General features: G+C 63.3%; 15 protein-coding genes. All 15 read right to left on the bottom strand.

Features of this window, described 5'->3' with window-relative positions; genetic code table 11:
* Positions 1 to 10: 10 nt before the first annotated feature.
* A complete protein-coding gene (locus tag DEHOM01_RS04560; RefSeq protein ID WP_061211703.1) occupies positions 11 to 928 on the bottom strand; it encodes a F0F1 ATP synthase subunit gamma in 918 nt (305 codons plus the stop codon).
* 44 nt (positions 929 to 972) lie between these two features.
* Positions 973 to 2,601: a F0F1 ATP synthase subunit alpha gene (atpA, locus tag DEHOM01_RS04555; RefSeq protein ID WP_061211702.1), complete on the bottom strand. Its 1,629-nt coding sequence runs from the start codon at positions 2,599 to 2,601 to the stop codon at positions 973 to 975.
* A gap of 71 nt (positions 2,602 to 2,672) precedes the next feature.
* Positions 2,673 to 3,485 (bottom strand): F0F1 ATP synthase subunit delta, encoded by an 813-nt coding sequence (locus DEHOM01_RS04550; RefSeq protein WP_061211701.1) that lies wholly within the window; start codon positions 3,483 to 3,485, stop codon positions 2,673 to 2,675.
* Positions 3,486 to 3,499: 14 nt separating this feature from the next.
* Positions 3,500 to 4,042: a F0F1 ATP synthase subunit B gene (locus DEHOM01_RS04545; protein ID WP_061211700.1), complete on the bottom strand. Its 543-nt coding sequence runs from the start codon at positions 4,040 to 4,042 to the stop codon at positions 3,500 to 3,502.
* 12 nt (positions 4,043 to 4,054) lie between these two features.
* A complete protein-coding gene (gene atpE, locus DEHOM01_RS04540) occupies positions 4,055 to 4,315 on the bottom strand; it encodes an ATP synthase F0 subunit C (RefSeq protein WP_276546606.1) in 261 nt (86 codons plus the stop codon).
* 64 nt (positions 4,316 to 4,379) lie between these two features.
* Positions 4,380 to 5,186: a F0F1 ATP synthase subunit A gene (atpB, locus tag DEHOM01_RS04535; RefSeq protein WP_082738710.1), complete on the bottom strand. Its 807-nt coding sequence runs from the start codon at positions 5,184 to 5,186 to the stop codon at positions 4,380 to 4,382.
* Positions 5,187 to 5,371: 185 nt separating this feature from the next.
* On the bottom strand, positions 5,372 to 5,791 hold the full coding sequence (locus DEHOM01_RS04530; RefSeq protein ID WP_061211699.1) for a hypothetical protein: 420 nt from the start codon (positions 5,789 to 5,791) through the stop codon (positions 5,372 to 5,374).
* Positions 5,788 to 6,912: a glycosyltransferase family 4 protein gene (locus DEHOM01_RS04525; protein WP_061211698.1), complete on the bottom strand. Its 1,125-nt coding sequence runs from the start codon at positions 6,910 to 6,912 to the stop codon at positions 5,788 to 5,790. Before DEHOM01_RS04525 ends, DEHOM01_RS04530 begins: the two co-directional genes overlap by 4 nt.
* On the bottom strand, positions 6,909 to 7,652 hold the full coding sequence (locus DEHOM01_RS04520) for an L-threonylcarbamoyladenylate synthase (RefSeq protein WP_061211697.1): 744 nt from the start codon (positions 7,650 to 7,652) through the stop codon (positions 6,909 to 6,911). The genes DEHOM01_RS04525 and DEHOM01_RS04520 overlap by 4 nt, the downstream gene beginning before the upstream one ends.
* Positions 7,649 to 8,596: a peptide chain release factor N(5)-glutamine methyltransferase gene (gene prmC, locus DEHOM01_RS04515; RefSeq protein ID WP_061211696.1), complete on the bottom strand. Its 948-nt coding sequence runs from the start codon at positions 8,594 to 8,596 to the stop codon at positions 7,649 to 7,651. Before prmC ends, DEHOM01_RS04520 begins: the two co-directional genes overlap by 4 nt.
* 6 nt (positions 8,597 to 8,602) lie before the next feature.
* Positions 8,603 to 9,700 (bottom strand): peptide chain release factor 1, encoded by a 1,098-nt coding sequence (gene prfA / locus DEHOM01_RS04510; RefSeq protein ID WP_061211695.1) that lies wholly within the window; start codon positions 9,698 to 9,700, stop codon positions 8,603 to 8,605.
* 104 nt (positions 9,701 to 9,804) lie between these two features.
* On the bottom strand, positions 9,805 to 10,017 hold the full coding sequence (gene rpmE / locus DEHOM01_RS04505; RefSeq protein ID WP_016664822.1) for a 50S ribosomal protein L31: 213 nt from the start codon (positions 10,015 to 10,017) through the stop codon (positions 9,805 to 9,807).
* Positions 10,018 to 10,165: 148 nt separating this feature from the next.
* The gene (gene rho / locus DEHOM01_RS04500) at positions 10,166 to 12,019 is read right to left on the bottom strand and encodes a transcription termination factor Rho (protein ID WP_061211694.1); all 1,854 of its coding nucleotides are present in this window, start codon (positions 12,017 to 12,019) and stop codon (positions 10,166 to 10,168) included.
* Between the two features lie 276 nt (positions 12,020 to 12,295).
* The gene (gene thrB / locus DEHOM01_RS04495) at positions 12,296 to 13,225 is read right to left on the bottom strand and encodes a homoserine kinase (protein ID WP_061211693.1); all 930 of its coding nucleotides are present in this window, start codon (positions 13,223 to 13,225) and stop codon (positions 12,296 to 12,298) included.
* Between the two features lie 134 nt (positions 13,226 to 13,359).
* On the bottom strand, positions 13,360 to 14,772 hold the full coding sequence (gene lysA / locus DEHOM01_RS04490) for a diaminopimelate decarboxylase (protein ID WP_061211834.1): 1,413 nt from the start codon (positions 14,770 to 14,772) through the stop codon (positions 13,360 to 13,362).
* Between the last annotated feature and the right edge of the window lie 117 nt (positions 14,773 to 14,889).

Here is a 14,889-nt window from a genome sequence, read left to right as displayed (position 1 = left end):
GCTTTCTCGCTCAGCGTTCTTTCCTGCCGGAGGCATTGAGGGCGTCCGCTCCGCCCACGATCTCCGTAATTTCTTGCGTGATCTCTGCCTGGCGAGCGGAGTTCGCAAGGCGAGTGAACTTCTGAATCTGCGTTTCCGCATTGTCGGTCGCGGTCTTCATCGCCTTCTGCCTGCTCGCGTGCTCCGACGCGATCGACTGCAGAAGAATATTGATGATGCGCGATTCAACGTATCGCGGCACGAGCTGCTCAAACACCTCATCGGCGCTCGGCGTGTACTCGTACAGCGGGTACTGGCGGGTCAACCGGCTCTCGGCACCGTCGGCACTCAACTGCAACGGGACGAGGCGCACGACGTTCACATCCTGGCGGAAACGATTCGTGAACCGGTGCCCCACGACGTACAGCTCATCGAGGTGCTCCTCAACCTCTTCCGCAAGGAGTGCCTCGCGAAAGAGCGCCGAAATTTCGCGACCGAGCTTCGGAAGGTCTTCCTCTTTGACGCCAATCCACGACTTTTCGGCGGGTCGGTTGCGGAAGCGGTAGTACGAGTCGCCCTTGCGGCCAACGACGTACAGGACCGGCTGCTTGCCCTCTTCGCGCAGCTTATTCGTGAGGTGTTCGGCCTCGCGAATCGCGCTTGGCGAGTAGGAACCGGCCATGCCGCGATCCGAGGTAATGAGGAGAACACCGACGCGGTTGGAGAACGTGCGATCCGCTTCGAGGAACGGGTGGTTCGTCTCCTCCGCGTGCTGAACGACCGAGGCAATCGCGTCCGTAATCGCTTTCGCGTACGGGGTCGTGGCCTGCACGCGTGCGTGTGCCTTCGAGATTCGGGCAGCCGCGATCATTTCCTGGGCCTGAAAAATTTTCTTCATGCCCTTCGCGGAGCCGATCCGCTTCTTGTATTCCCTTTGCTGGGCTCCCATATCTCTCCCTCGTGACTAACGTTCTATTTCTCGAACATCCGCCACTACTTGGAGGACTTCAGGATCGACTCTTGCTCGATGTCCTCGTCTTCGATCACGCCCGTGTTGTCGTACACGGCGTCCTTCTGCTTTGCAGCGAAGTAGTCGCGCTTGACGTTCTCGATCACGGTCTCGAGTTCCGCCTCGGTCTCCGGGGCGAACTTCTTGGTCTCGCGGATCGTTTCGAGGATCGTGCCATTGTGGCGCAGGAACTCGTGCAGGCGCTCTTCGAACTCGAGGATGTCGTCAACTTCGATGTCGTCGAGCTTGCCGCGCGTGCCGGCCCAGATCGACACAACCTGTTCCTCCATGGGCATGGGGTTGGCCTGGCCCTGCTTGAGGAGCTCAGTCAGGCGAGCACCGCGCGCAAGCTGCTGCTTCGAAGCGGCATCGAGATCCGAGGCGAACATCGCGAACGCCTCGAGGTCGCGGTACTGCGCGAGCGAGATCTTGAGGGTACCGGAGACGCCCTTCATGGCCTTGGTCTGGGCCGAGCCGCCAACGCGCGACACCGAGATGCCGACGTCCACTGCGGGGCGCTGGTTCGCGTTGAACAGATCCGACTGGAGGAAGCACTGGCCGTCGGTGATCGAAATGACGTTGGTCGGAATGTACGCCGAGACGTCGTTTGCCTTCGTTTCGATGATCGGGAGACCGGTCATCGAGCCGCCGCCCATGTCGTCCGAGAGCTTTGCGCAGCGCTCGAGCAGACGCGAGTGGAGGAAGAAGACGTCGCCCGGGTATGCCTCGCGGCCCGGCGGACGGCGAAGAAGAAGCGACACGGCGCGGTAGGCCTCGGCCTGCTTCGACAGGTCGTCGAACACGATGAGGACGTGCTTGCCTTCATACATCCAGTGCTGGCCGATCGCCGATCCCGCGTAGGGCGCGATGTACTTGAAGCCGGCCGGATCGGAAGCGGGGGCCGCAACGATGGTCGTGTATTCGAGCGCGCCGTTTTCCTCGAGGGTCGCACGCACCGAGGCGATCGTCGAGCCCTTCTGGCCGACGGCGACGTAGATGCATCGCACCTGCTGTTCGGGGTCGCCCGATTCCCAGTTGGCCTTCTGGTTGAGGATCGTATCGACGGCGATCGTGGTCTTACCGGTCTGGCGGTCGCCAATAATGAGCTGGCGCTGGCCGCGACCGATCGGGGTCATCGAGTCGATGGCCTTGATGCCGGTCTGGAGAGGCTCCTTCACGCTCTTGCGCTGCATAACGCCGGGGGCCTGAAGTTCGAGGGCACGGCGGCCGGTCGTCGCGATCTCGCCGAGGCCGTCGATCGGGCGGCCCATCGGGTCAACGACGCGGCCGAGGTAGCCGTCGCCAACGGGGACCGAAAGGACCTCCCCGGTGCGGCGCACCTCCTGCCCTTCTTCAATGCCGGTGAATTCACCGAGCACGACGACGCCGACCTCGCGAAGTTCAAGGTTAAGAGCGAGGCCAAGCGTGCCGTCCTCGAAGCGCACGAGTTCGTTTGCCATGAGGTTCGGCAGGCCCGAGACGCGTGCAATGCCGTCTGCTGATTCGGTGACGCGGCCGATTTCTTCGCGACCTGCGTTCTGGGGCTGGTAATTCGACACCGCAGTGTCGAGAGCGTCCCGGATGTCTTCGGGACGAATGGTGAGCTCGGCCATCGCGCTCCGCTTCCTTCTTGGTCATTCCCGGCGGTACCGGGAGGGGTGATACGTGTTCTCGTTGGTGATTCTTAGGCGGAAATGCGTTCGCGAGCATCGCGAACGCGGCCGAAGATCGTGGCGTCGTAGAGGTCGTCGCCGATCGTGATGCGGAGGCCGCCAATCACGCTCGGGTCGATCTCGTAATTCAGGCTCAGCTCGCCGCCGTAACGGGCGGAGAGGATGCGCGTGAGGCGTTCCTGCTGCTCGGGGCTCAACGCGATCGCGCTTGTCACGACGCCGGAGCGGCGGTCGCGTTCGGCGCTCGCGAAGTTCGCGAACTCGAGCAGACGGGCGGGAACCTTGGCTTCGGGCTCGAAGCTCACCGCTTGCGCGGCGAGTGAGACGGTTGCCTCATCCACCTTGCCGCCCAGAAGACGTTCGATGATCCCTACGCGCGCCGAGACGTCGTCGCGCTTGGAGTCGAATGCTTCGGACAGCTCCGGGGTGTCCTCGACGAGGCGCGCAACCTGGAAGAGTTCTTCTTCAACGGCGTGCGCCGTGCCGCGCCCTCGAGCTTCATCGAGAACGAGCGAAACACCCGCGAACTCGATGCCCTCGAGGAGGTGGTTTTGCTCGGACCACGTGCACCGCGAGGCCTCAAGAAGGACCTCGAGAGCGGCCTCGCTCACGCGACCGCCGAAAAGGCGCCGCACGACATCGGCCTTGAGGTCCTCATCGCGACCGGGGTCGCTCATGAGGCGCACGAGCTGGTTGCTCGAGTCAATGACGCGCACGGCTTCGAAGAGCTCGCTCGCGATCTCGGTGCTGGGGGTGTTCGCCGAGGTTGACTCCGCTGCGCGCCGTAGCACGCTCTGGAGCGACTTGGCGGAAACTCCGCGCATGTGCTGTGCCTTCCTTACTTCGCCGCCGTCGACGATTCGAGCTCGTCGAGGAACCGATCGATCACGCGGCGCGAACGCTCATCATCGGTGAGCGATTCGCCAACGATCTTCGAGGCGAGGGTACTCGCGAGCGAGCCAACCTCACCGCGAAGCTCGGCGCTTGCCTGCGCCTGTTCAGCTTCGATCTGCTGCTTGCCGAGACCGATCATGCGTTCGGTCTCGAGGCTTGCGCGCGTACGTGCCTCTTCGATGATGCGAGTGCCCTCTTCTCGGGCCTTCTCGCGCATCTCTGCCGCTTCACGGCGTGCAGCAGCGAGTTCGCTTTCCTGCATTGCCTTGAGACGATCGGCCTCGTACTGGGCCTCTTCCGCCTTACGGATTCCTCCCTCGATCTTCGCTGCTCGTTCGTCGAGAGCCCCGTTCATCTTCGGGAGCACGAACATCATGAATACGAAGGCAAAGATGAGGATGAAGACGGCACTCCAAATAATGTCGGGGACCTCGGGGATCAGCAAGGCGTACTTGCTGACCTCTCCTTCTCCACTTGCCAGATACATTCGGAATTAACCTCAGGAGAAGAGAAGGCCGGTCACAACCGCGAGGAGCGCAATGATCTCGACGAACGCCATGGCGATAAGCATCGTGGTCTGGAGCGAACCGCGGATCTCGGGCTGGCGCGCCATCGACTCGACGGTCTTAGCACCGATCAGGCCGAGGCCGAGGGCCGGGCCGAAAGCGGCGATGCCGTAGCTGAGCGAGGAGAGGTTGCCGTTGATTTCAGCGAGGATGGTGGTGCCCACGAGGGTATTCCTTTCAGTTTTCTGCCGCATTGCCGGGCAGGGTTTCGGTTGTGAGCCGAAGCTCGGGGTGGAAAATCGGAAAAATCTAGACGCCTTAGTGGCTTTCACTCGTCGCCATGTTGATGTACACGGCGGAAAGCACTGTGAAGATGAAGGCCTGCAGAAGGGCAACGAAGATTTCGAAGCCGAAAATGCCGAGTGCGAAAGCTCCCGCGAAGGGGGTCGCGGCAATGAGCCATGTCCCTGAGAACAGGAGCGCTTGCGAGAGGGAGATGAACACGACGAGCATCATGTGGCCCGCGACCATGTTGGCGAGAAGACGCACGGTGAGCGAGAACCAGCGCACGACGGCGAGCTGGAGAAACTCGATCGGGGCGAGCAGGATGTACACAGGCTTCGGCACGCCCGGAGGCATGGTTTCGTGTTTGAAGTAGCCGAGGAAGCCGTGCTGCTTCATGCCGCAGTACACGTAGGTGCCGAAGGTCCACATCGCCAGCAGGAATGGCATGCCGATCACGGAGGTGCCCGCGAGGTTGAGGCCCGGGGTCACACCGGCAAGGTTCATCGCGAGGATGAGGAAGAAGAGCGTGTAGAGCATGGGTGCGAAGCGGCGCCCCTTAGCCTTACCGAGCACGGGCTCGATCGCATTGTCGCGAATGAAGCCCATGAAGAGCTCGAAGATGCTTTGGATGCGCCCCGGCACAACCTTGGCTCGAGAGGCGATTGCGTATGTGATCGCGAGGCATCCCACGACCACGATGAGGCGAATGAGCTGTATGCGGTTGAACTCAAACGGAGTGCCCGCAAAGAGAATCGCATCGGGGAAAAAGTCGGCGAGGGAAGGGGTGTGAAAATCCAGCCCACCTTCAGCGACAAGGCGCGAAGTTTCGCTAGGAATCAACTGCTCTTACTCCAGAGTTGTCGGCGCGCGTTTCGCGAGCCACGGGCACGGGACGATCTGTTCGAGGCGGTTTGCACGCCATGCACGTGCATTCAGCACCTGCGCAGGCTGCGTCGCTATTCGCTCAGCATTCTGAATCAATATAACAGAGGACGAGGCGGACTTTTGGCTCAGGTCGGTACCTCTTACACCTCAATTTTCGGGCGGGTTCGCGCGAGCAGCGCTCCTTCGACCGCAATTGGGGCGACGGCACCGAAGAGAAGCGCAATTCCCACCCATTGCATTGAGAGCCATGCCTCTCCTTTGAGCAGGATGAGACACAGGATGAGGGCGAGCATTTTGCCTCCCCACGTGCACGCAACCGTCCCGAGCATGATGAGCGGGCTTTGAGCGATACCCCAGTACGCGACGATGAGTGCGGGCAGCGTCACCACGAGAGAGAGGAGAGCGCCGACGATCGCGCCATTGCGGGCGAGCGGATCGAAGCCGATCCAGGCAACGAGCACAACGACGGCAGCGATGACGGCACCTACGATCACCGCGCTCACGATCGCTTTTTGCACCAGTGCGTTGTTGTACGCGCGGTTCTTTTCTGCGGTGCTCATGCGGTTTTCTCCACGTCCTTGTTGCGGCGAGCACGGTGGAGCGCTCGCAGGGGGTCAAGCGTCACGACTATAGCGACGACGAGCGAGCCGATCCAAATAAACGCGGCTGTCTTCGCTTCGAAGAACACGGGTGCGAGCAGGCACAGCGACACGAGTGCCGTCCACGTGTACATGATGAGTACAGCGCCGAGTTTTGAGTGCCCCAGGTTCAAAAGGCGGTGGTGCAGGTGCCGACGGTCGGCATGAAACGGCGATTTCCCACTTCCCACGCGCCGGACAACCGCGAGCACCATGTCGAGGGCTGGAAGGATCATCACGCCCACGGGCATGAGGATCGGGAGAAGCTGGCCAAAGGCATCGGAGGGGGCGAGGCGAGCCGGATCGACCTGGCCCGTGACGGCGATGGTTGCCGAGACGAGCAAAAGACCGAGAAAGAGGGCTCCCGAATCCCCCATGAAGATGCGCGCTTTGGAAAAGTTGTGAGGCAGGAACCCAAGGCACGCCCCGATCATGACCGCAGTGATGAGAGCCGCCATCGACGAATAGTCGGTGGAGGATACGTCTCGCGTGAGGAGGTAGGCGTAAATAAAGAACGCCACTCCGCCGATCGCCATGACTCCGGAGGCGAGGCCGTCGAGCCCATCGATGAAGTTCACGGCGTTCATCGCTGCCACAATCACGATGACGGTCAAGATGAGCGATGAGCGAGCGGAAATGAGCGTGAGGCCACCGATCGGGAGGGTCGTGAGTTGCACTCCTTGCGAGGCAACGAAGAGCGCGATGAGCACTTGACCGGCGAGCTTCGTCAGCCAGTCGAGGTCGAATTTGTCGTCGAGGCCGCCGAGCAGACATATGAGCCCACCCGCGATGAGGATCGACCACACCTTGAACGAGCCACGAAAGATCGGTTCGAGGAAGGGCACGTTCGAGGCAAGAAGCATCGCGACCGCGACCCCCGCGAACATCGCTACTCCGCCGAGGCGCGGTGTCACGTCCCTGTGCACATCGCGTTCACGAACGGCGGTCATTGCGCCGATGCGCCGTGCAACGACGCGCGCCGCGGGCGTCACGAGATAGGTGACGGCCGCGGCGATGAGCAGTAGAAAGAGGTAAACCCTCAAGCGTCGGCCTTATCCTCGCCGGCAGGTGACTGTTCTTGAGATGCCTCGGCCCCCTCGCCTGCTTGTTCGTCTTCGGGCTGTACAGGCTTTTCGGGGGTGAAAATCTCGCCGAACTTCGCGACGATCTCCTCTTCGCTCAGTGCGCCGCGACGGAGAATTTCGGGCGGATTCACGGTCGCGTCGATGATCGTGGAGGACTCGCCGATGCGACTCTTGCCGCCATCGACGTAGACCTCAACCGCGTCGCCGAGTTGCACGGCCGCATCCATGACGCTCTTGGCGGCATCGCCGCCGTGCTTGTTCGCGCTCGAAACGGCGAGCGGTCCCGTTTTCTTGAGCAGTGCAATTGCAGCCTCGTGATCGGGCATCCGCAACGCGACGGTGCCTTTGGTGTTGCCGAGGTCCCAGTGCAAAGACGGCTGGGCTTTAACGATCACCGTGAGCGCGCCGGGCCAGTATTCCTCGACGAGGTCTTCGATGATCGGCGGAATATCGAACCCGAGCGCGTGCATGACATTCGGGTCGCCGATGAGCACGGGCGGCGGGAATTCGCGGCCTCGCCCCTTCGCGTCGAGGAGTGCCTGTACGGCGTCTTTGTTGAAGGCGTCGGCGCCGATGCCGTACACGGTGTCGGTCGGCAAAACGATGAGTTTGCCATCCTTGACCGCGGCGGTAGCAGCCTCGAGGGCTCCGTCACGCGTGGATTCGTCGGTGTAGTCGTATACGCTCACGTGCGTCATTCTCTCACTTGTTGTGCTGCGCGCGCCACGAGGAAGCGGTCGCGTCCCGTGAGGTCGCGCGCGGTCTCAATCGTGTCAAAACTCTGTGTCTCTGCGGCGAGGGCTCGCGTCGGCGCTCCCTGGCTTTCGTCGTGTTCCATGATGAGCAGGCCTCGTGGTCGCAGCAGGCGTGCGGCAAGGTTGATCACGGCGCGAGGAACGTCGAGGCCACTCTCCCCTCCCCCGAACAGTGCCTCGTGCGGGTCGTACTCGCGCACCTCGGCGTCGGCGGGAATCGCGCGCGCGGGAATATAGGGCGGGTTCGCGATGACGAGGTCGAGCGGACGCTCGACTATGTGCGTATCGACGAAACCGTCGAGTTCAGTGAGGCCTGTGGGTAGTTCTGCGTGAAAAACGCAGAAGCGCCCCGGTCCGGATGCTGCGCAGTTGCGCTGCGCAAGCTGCACGGCACGCGGGTTCACGTCGAACGCGCTCACGCGGGCGGCCGGAAATTCGTCAAGGAGCGCTGCGGCGAGGGTTCCACTTCCGGTGCAGGCGTCGAGGGCGTGCAGCGGGTCCGACGCTCGCCGGCCTTCCTCGCGCGTCCAGTCATGGGCGATGTCGAGTGCCGTTTCGGTCTCGGGCCGCGGGATGAACACGCCGCGAGCGGTCTCGAGTGTGAGGTGCCGAAAGGGGGCTTGACCGAGGATCAGTTGAAGGGGCTCGCGCCTTTCGCGTCGCGTGAGAACCGCGTCGACGTCAGCCTCGAAGGTCTCGGGGAGCTGGTCAAGGAGCACGAGGGAAGTCTCGGCCTGCGCTGCATGGAGAACGATGAGCCGCGCTTCGGCGTCGGCTGAAGCGATGCCGGCCGCCTGAAGCCGCGCGCGTGCGCCTCGGCGTGCGAGCGCCACTCGCTGCGAAACGCTCGGGCCGTTAAGTGCAGCGGGGGCCCCGTGGTCGTTCACGTGCTCTTACTCGTTCGAGCCCGCGGCGGCGAGCATCGCTTCGCGATCGGCATCCATGAGCGATTTGACGACGGGATCGAGTTCGCCATTGAGCACCTGATCGAGGTTATTCGCCTTGTACCCGGTGCGGTGATCGGCGATGCGATTTTCGGGGAAGTTGTAGGTTCGGATGCGCTCGGAGCGATCCACGGTGCGCACCTGGGAGCGGCGCGTCGCCGAGGCTTCCGCTTCCTGCTCAGCGTGTACGGCATCGAGCAGGCGCGAGCGGAGGATGCGCATCGCCTGTTCCTTGTTCTGGAGCTGGCTCTTTTCGTTCTGGCAGCTCACGACGAGTCCCGTAGGCAGGTGCGTAATGCGAACGGCCGAGTCGGTCGTATTCACGCTCTGGCCACCGGGGCCGGAGGAACGGTAGACGTCGATACGAAGATTGTTCGGGTGAAGCTGTTCGGCGAGGAACTCGTCTTCATCGGCCTCATCGGCTTCGGGGACGACGAGGACACCGACGGCCGAGGTGTGAATGCGCCCCTGCGACTCGGTCACGGGCACGCGCTGCACACGGTGCACACCGCCTTCGTACTTGAGGTGAGCCCACACGCCTTCCGCAGGGCCGACGTTGCCTCGCGTGCGGATCGACATCGCGAGGTCTTTGTAGCCACCGAGATCCGATTCGGTCTCCGTGATGATTTCGGTGCTCCAGCCATTCTTCGTCGCGTACGCCTCGTACATGCGCACGAGATCCGCGGCAAAGAGCGCGGACTCATCGCCACCCGCACCGGCCTTGACCTCGAGGATCACGTCACGAGCATCGTTGGGATCGCGCGGGGCAAGCAGCTCTTCGAGCTTCGCCGTGAGTTCCTCACGCGTGCGTTCGAGAGCGCGAGCTTCCTCCGCCATCGAGGGGTCCTCTTCGGCGAATTCGCGAGCGGTTTCGAGATCCTCGCCTGCCGTGAGCCATTCGCGGTACGTGCTGACCACGGGCCCGAGTTCGGCGTAGCGGCGCCCCACTCGCTTGGCCTTGTTGTGGTCATTATGGAGGGACGGGTCGGCCATTTGCTGCTCGAGGGCCGAGTATTCGTCAACGAGCGAGGACACGTTCTCAAACATGAGGGTCTTTCTTGGCGTAATGAGGCGGACGTGGTGGTTTTGCGTACGCGAAAGCGGCGCCGGCATCCCACATGGAGGCGGGGTGCCGACGCCGCTTAGAAAAGCTACTTCTTGCGCTTGCCGTAGCGCGCTTCGAAGCGGGCCACACGGCCACCGGTGTCAAGAATCTTCTGCTTACCGGTGTAGAACGGGTGGCATGCCGAGCACACTTCGGAGTTGATCTTTCCGTCGGCTTTCGTGCTGCGCGTCACGAACGTGTTGCCACAGGTGCAGGTCACCGTGGTCTCCACGTATTCGGGGTGAATCCCCTTCTTCATGTGATGTCTCCTTTTCGATCATGGCCGCTGGGTCGGCGCCGCGGTGCGGGCCGTGAACCAGAACCGTCGTCCAGTTTCCCACGAATGGGCATGCTGGCTCCAGTGCGCTGCCTGTAACTCTGCTTACAGGCAGCGGCTCGGAGTGTGGTTATTCGCTCTGGCGAGGAACGCTCGGAGTCGTCTTCGAAACGGCGAGAAGGAATTCGTTATTCGACTGCGACTTCTTGAGGCGCTCGAGGAGAAGCTCGATCGCCTGCTGCTGTTCGAGCTGGCCGAGCACACGGCGAAGCTTCCACATGATGGCGAGCTCCTCGTTGCCCATGAGCTCTTCTTCGCGACGGGTTCCCGAGGCATTGACGTCAACGGCCGGGAAGATGCGGCGCTCAGCGAGCTTGCGGTCGAGCTTGAGCTCCCAGTTGCCGGTGCCCTTGAACTCTTCGAAGATCACTTCGTCCATCTTCGATCCCGTGTCCACGAGGGCTGTGGCGAGGATCGTGAGCGAGCCGCCATTTTCGACGTTGCGAGCCGCGCCAAAGAAACGCTTAGGTGGGTAGAGCGCTGAGGAGTCGACACCACCGGAGAGGATCCGGCCCGAGGCGGGCGCCGCGAGGTTGTAGGCACGGCCGAGGCGCGTGATCGAGTCGAGGAGCACGACGACGTCGCGCCCCATTTCCACGAGACGCTTCGCGCGCTCGATCGCGAGCTCGGCGACGGTCGTGTGGTCATCGGCGGGGCGGTCGAAGGTCGAGGCGATGACCTCGCCCTTGACCGTGCGCTGCATGTCGGTGACTTCCTCGGGGCGCTCGTCCACGAGAACAACCATGAGATGAACCTCGGGGTTGTTCTGCGTGATCGCATCGGCGACCTGCTGGAGGATGATGGTCTTACCCGCCTTCGGGGGCGCGACGATGAGGCCACGCTGACCCTTGCCCACGGGGGCAACGAGGTCGATGATGCGCGGCGTGAAATTCGTGGCCTTGTTCTCGAGGCGAAGGCGCGTATCGGGGTACAGCGGTGTGAGCTTGTTGAACTCGACGCGCGCCTTAGCCTTTTCGGGAGTCATTCCGTTGACGGTGTCGACGCTCACGAGCGCCGCAAACTTCGAGTGGCGGTTGTTGTTGCGCCCGCGCCCGCGGCCGCCACCTCCGTGGTGGAAATCCTGCTGGCGCTGCTGTTCCTCGCCGTCCTTCGGCGCCTTGACCTGGCCGACGATCGCATCGCCCTTGCGCAGGCCGTACTTGCGCACCTGGTTCATCGACACGTAGATGTCGCTCGGGCCGGGCAGGTAGCCGGTCGTGCGCACAAACGCGTAGTTGTCGCGAATGTCGAGAATGCCCGCGACCTTGACGAGGACGTCGTCTTCGTGGATCTGCGGCTCGCCGTTGTTGTCGTTGTCGCGACGGTTGCGGTTGCGGTTGCGGTCTCGTCCGCGCGAGCGGCGGCTACGGCGATCGTTGTTGTCGTCGTTGTCGTTGCCGGAGCGGTTGTTGCGACCGTCGCGGCGGCCTTCGCCATCGCGGTTCTTCTGGTCGCCCTGCTTGGTGTCGCGCCCTTTATCGTTGCCGCGCTCGCGGCGGTCGGGGCGCTCCCCTTTGCGGCGATCGCGCGTGGTTTCTGAATCGGGAAGCTCGATGTCTTCGACCCGACGCGGGCGCTCGCCGCGGCGACGCTCTGCGCGGTCGTTGGTATCACCGGTGGACTCGGTGTTGCGCTCCTGTGCATCGCCGCGCTCCTTATCCTCGTTGCGGTTGCGGGAGCGCGAGGGCTTCTGTGCCGTCTCAGCGCTCTGAGGAGCGGGAGCCGCGGGCGCGTCGTCGGAGGGGCTCGTCTTTTCGGTACGCGCGGCGGTGGCCGACGGTGCCTTGCCCGTACGGATTGCCTCGATCAGCTCGCCTTTGCGGAGCTTGCGCACGCCGCGGATGCCCATGGAAGTCGCGATGGCCTGAAGCTCAGGGAGCCTCTTTGCCGAAAGTTCGGCGGCGTCGGTGTAGTTGTCGTTCACCCGGGGTCCTTTCTGAGGTGTGTGTCCCGTGGTTGTACTCAGTTTCGTGAGATGACCGTGCTTTTTCGGGGGAAAACGCGCACTCGGGCACTGGGGCGGGAGGCTCGTGTGCTTCACGCCGAAATAGGGGCACCGGTCGGTGTGAGGAATGCTCGACCACCATGAGAGGTTCTCTTCTGCGAGCGCCTACCGCCGAGGGAAGGATTATGGCTTTGCGCGAGGCATATCGCCAGCCTTCAACGAGGGGCGGGGCCACGTTCGCGTGGCCGAGCAACCTCACGATAACACAGCGTGAATGCCCTCTTGTGCAAGCGGCACGCGCGCCAGGCGCCAGCCGTCGGGCTCTTCGACGACTTCGCGGACGATGCGTGCGATGTCGTCCGGGGCGTCGATAGGGATCAGCACCGTCGGCCCCGCCCCCGAAATTACGGCGGGAACGCCCTGCGAGCGCAGCACGTGGACGAGGCCCACGCTCTGGGGCATATGGGCGCTGCGTTCATCCTGGTGGAGGCGGTCCGCCGTGGCCGCGAACAGGCGTGAGGGATCTTCCGCAAGAGAGTGCACGCGAAGAGCGGCACGGGCGATGTTGTGGGTCGCATCCCGGCGGCGCACCTCGGGGCTCAGTATCGCGCGAGCCGTGGTGGTCGCAAGCGTGCGGTTCGGACACATGATGAGGGGGCGCAGAACGGGCCGACCGTTGGCGTCGCTTGCGACGCGCACGCGCACGGCGTGGGCATTTTCGCCATCCGTGTAGCTAAGGCACACGCCGCCGTGGATAACGGCGGCGACGCTATCGGGATGTCCCTCGATCGACGTTGCGATCTCGAGCATTGCGCGTTCGTCCAGCGCATTCGGTTCCTGAATTATGGCGCGCGCGAGAGCGATTCCGCCCACGATCGCCGCGGCGCTCGAGCCGAGCCCTGCGCCCTGGGGAATGACATTCGTGCACGTGAGCCGCACGCCGATCTGCGGCGCGCCGACCCATTCGAGACTTTCGCGCAGCGTGCGCACGATGAGATTGGTATCGTCGGTGGGCAGCTCGCCGGCTCCCTCGCCACGAATGGTGACCTCGGTTTCCCCCGTGGTGACCTCGAGCGTGTAACGGTCACGAAGCTCGAGAGCGAGGGCGAGGCTGTCGAAGCCCGGACCGAGGTTGGCGCTCGTCGCGCACGGCTGCACCGTGACGCGTTCTCTCGCGATTCTCACACATCCCTCTCTTGCGCGCGGTGGTGTTCGCGGCGCTTCGCTTACTCACTCGCACGCGCCTAGCGCGCACGTGCGTCACCTCAAGCGTAGCGAGTGTCGGGTGCGCGGTCCCGACGTTTCCCTCTCCCCTACCGTTACCCCAGGTCACGTGCGAGCAGGTCCTCGAGAGTTTCGCGGCGGATCATCTCGCTCATCTCGCCGTCTTTGACGGAAACGACGGCGGGCTTGAGCGCGCAGTTGTAGTTGGAGGCGAGCGCGTAGCAGTAGGCCCCTGTAACGGGCACGGAGATGAGGTCACCTCGCCTGACGTCTGCGGGAAGGTACTCGTCTTTCACGACAATGTCGCCACTTTCACAGTGTTTGCCGACGACGCGCACAACGCGAGGCTCGACCTCGGAGGTGCGATTGGACAGCAGGCACGAGTAGTCAGCGTCGTAGAGGGCTGTGCGGATGTTGTCACTCATGCCCCCGTCGATCGACACGTAGAGGCGCTGTTGCCCGGCGCCGAGCTCGACTTCCTTGAGTGTTCCCACCGTGTAGAGCGTTTGGGTCGAGGGGCCCGCGATCGCGCGGCCCGGCTCAAAGCCGGTCCTCGGGATCTCTAGCTCGAGTGCGCGGCAGGAGTTTTCGACGATCGCAGCGAGTTGCCGCGCCAGTTGCTTGGCCGTGCGCGGGGTGTTCTGGGTCGTGTACATCACCCCGAAGCCACCGCCGAGCACGATGTGGGTGATCGGGCGGCCGATCGCCTCGCGCCCCTCCTTCGCGAGGGCGAGCACGCGCCGCGCCGCTACCTCGAAGCCATTCGTGTCGAAGATTTGCGAGCCGATGTGCGAATGCAGGCCCTCGAGCCTGAGCGCGTCCGCGGCCTCGGCGCGCTGGATCGCCTCGAGGGCGTCCCCCGTCGTGATCGATATGCCAAACTTCTGATCCTCGTGCGCGGTCGAGATGAACTCGTGCGTGTGGGCTTCGACGCCCGAGGTCACGCGCAACAGCACCGGCTGGGAGGTCCCTAGGCGAGTGGCAATGGCATTGAGGCGGTCGATCTCGTCGAGAGAATCGATGACGATGCGTCCAACTCCGGTCTCGACGGCGAGGGTGAGCTCAGCATCGCTCTTGTTGTTTCCGTGGAAGGTGAGGCGGCTGGCGTCGGACCCCGCGCGCAGCGCGATCGCGAGTTCCCCACCCGAGCACACGTCCAACCCGAGCCCGTCCTCGCGTACCCACCGAGCGATGGCGATCGAGAGGAAGGCCTTACCCGCGTAACTCATGTCAACTCCAGCAAGCGGCTCGAAAGCCCGCTCGAAGGTGTCGCGAAACAGCCGGGCGCGCGAGCGGAAATCCTCTTCGTCGATCACGAATGTGGGCGTCCCGAACCGTTCCTTGATAGCGCTGACCCCGACTCCCGCGATCTCAACCTCGCCGCGAGCGTTACGCGTCGTCTTCGCGCTCCACAGCCCTTCGATGAGGTGGTTGACGTCGCTCGGATGGGGAAGCCACTGAGGAACGAGATCGTTGCCGTGAAGGGCTCCTGCCTCGTGTGCGCGTATGTCTACTCCTTGCTCTAGGGGACATTCGTTGGCTGAAACCCTAGGTCGAGGGGCCGCGGCGCCGAGGTCGTGTCCACGTGCAAAGACGATCGCCTTTACATCAGCACCCATCCGGGA

The sequence above is a fragment of the Dermabacter hominis NBRC 106157 genome (assembly GCF_001570785.1).
Taxonomy (GTDB): Bacteria; Actinomycetota; Actinomycetes; order Actinomycetales; family Dermabacteraceae; genus Dermabacter; species Dermabacter hominis.
This window is presented reverse-complemented; position numbering and strand designations above follow the sequence as displayed.

Coding starts and splice junctions, on each gene's coding strand:
- atpA (WP_061211702.1), bottom strand. CDS start 2,601: ATGGCCGAGCTCACCATTCGTCCCGAAGACATCCGGGACGCTCTCGAC.
- DEHOM01_RS04520 (WP_061211697.1), bottom strand. CDS start 7,652: ATGACGCACGTGAGCGTATACGACTACACCGACGAATCCACGCGTGAC.
- rpmE (WP_016664822.1), bottom strand. CDS start 10,017: ATGAAGAAGGGGATTCACCCCGAATACGTGGAGACCACGGTGACCTGC.
- DEHOM01_RS04550 (WP_061211701.1), bottom strand. CDS start 3,485: ATGCGCGGAGTTTCCGCCAAGTCGCTCCAGAGCGTGCTACGGCGCGCA.
- DEHOM01_RS04545 (WP_061211700.1), bottom strand. CDS start 4,042: ATGTATCTGGCAAGTGGAGAAGGAGAGGTCAGCAAGTACGCCTTGCTG.
- DEHOM01_RS04530 (WP_061211699.1), bottom strand. CDS start 5,791: ATGAGCACCGCAGAAAAGAACCGCGCGTACAACAACGCACTGGTGCAA.
- atpE (WP_276546606.1), bottom strand. CDS start 4,315: ATGCGGCAGAAAACTGAAAGGAATACCCTCGTGGGCACCACCATCCTC.
- prfA (WP_061211695.1), bottom strand. CDS start 9,700: ATGTTTGAGAACGTGTCCTCGCTCGTTGACGAATACTCGGCCCTCGAG.
- DEHOM01_RS04560 (WP_061211703.1), bottom strand. CDS start 928: ATGGGAGCCCAGCAAAGGGAATACAAGAAGCGGATCGGCTCCGCGAAG.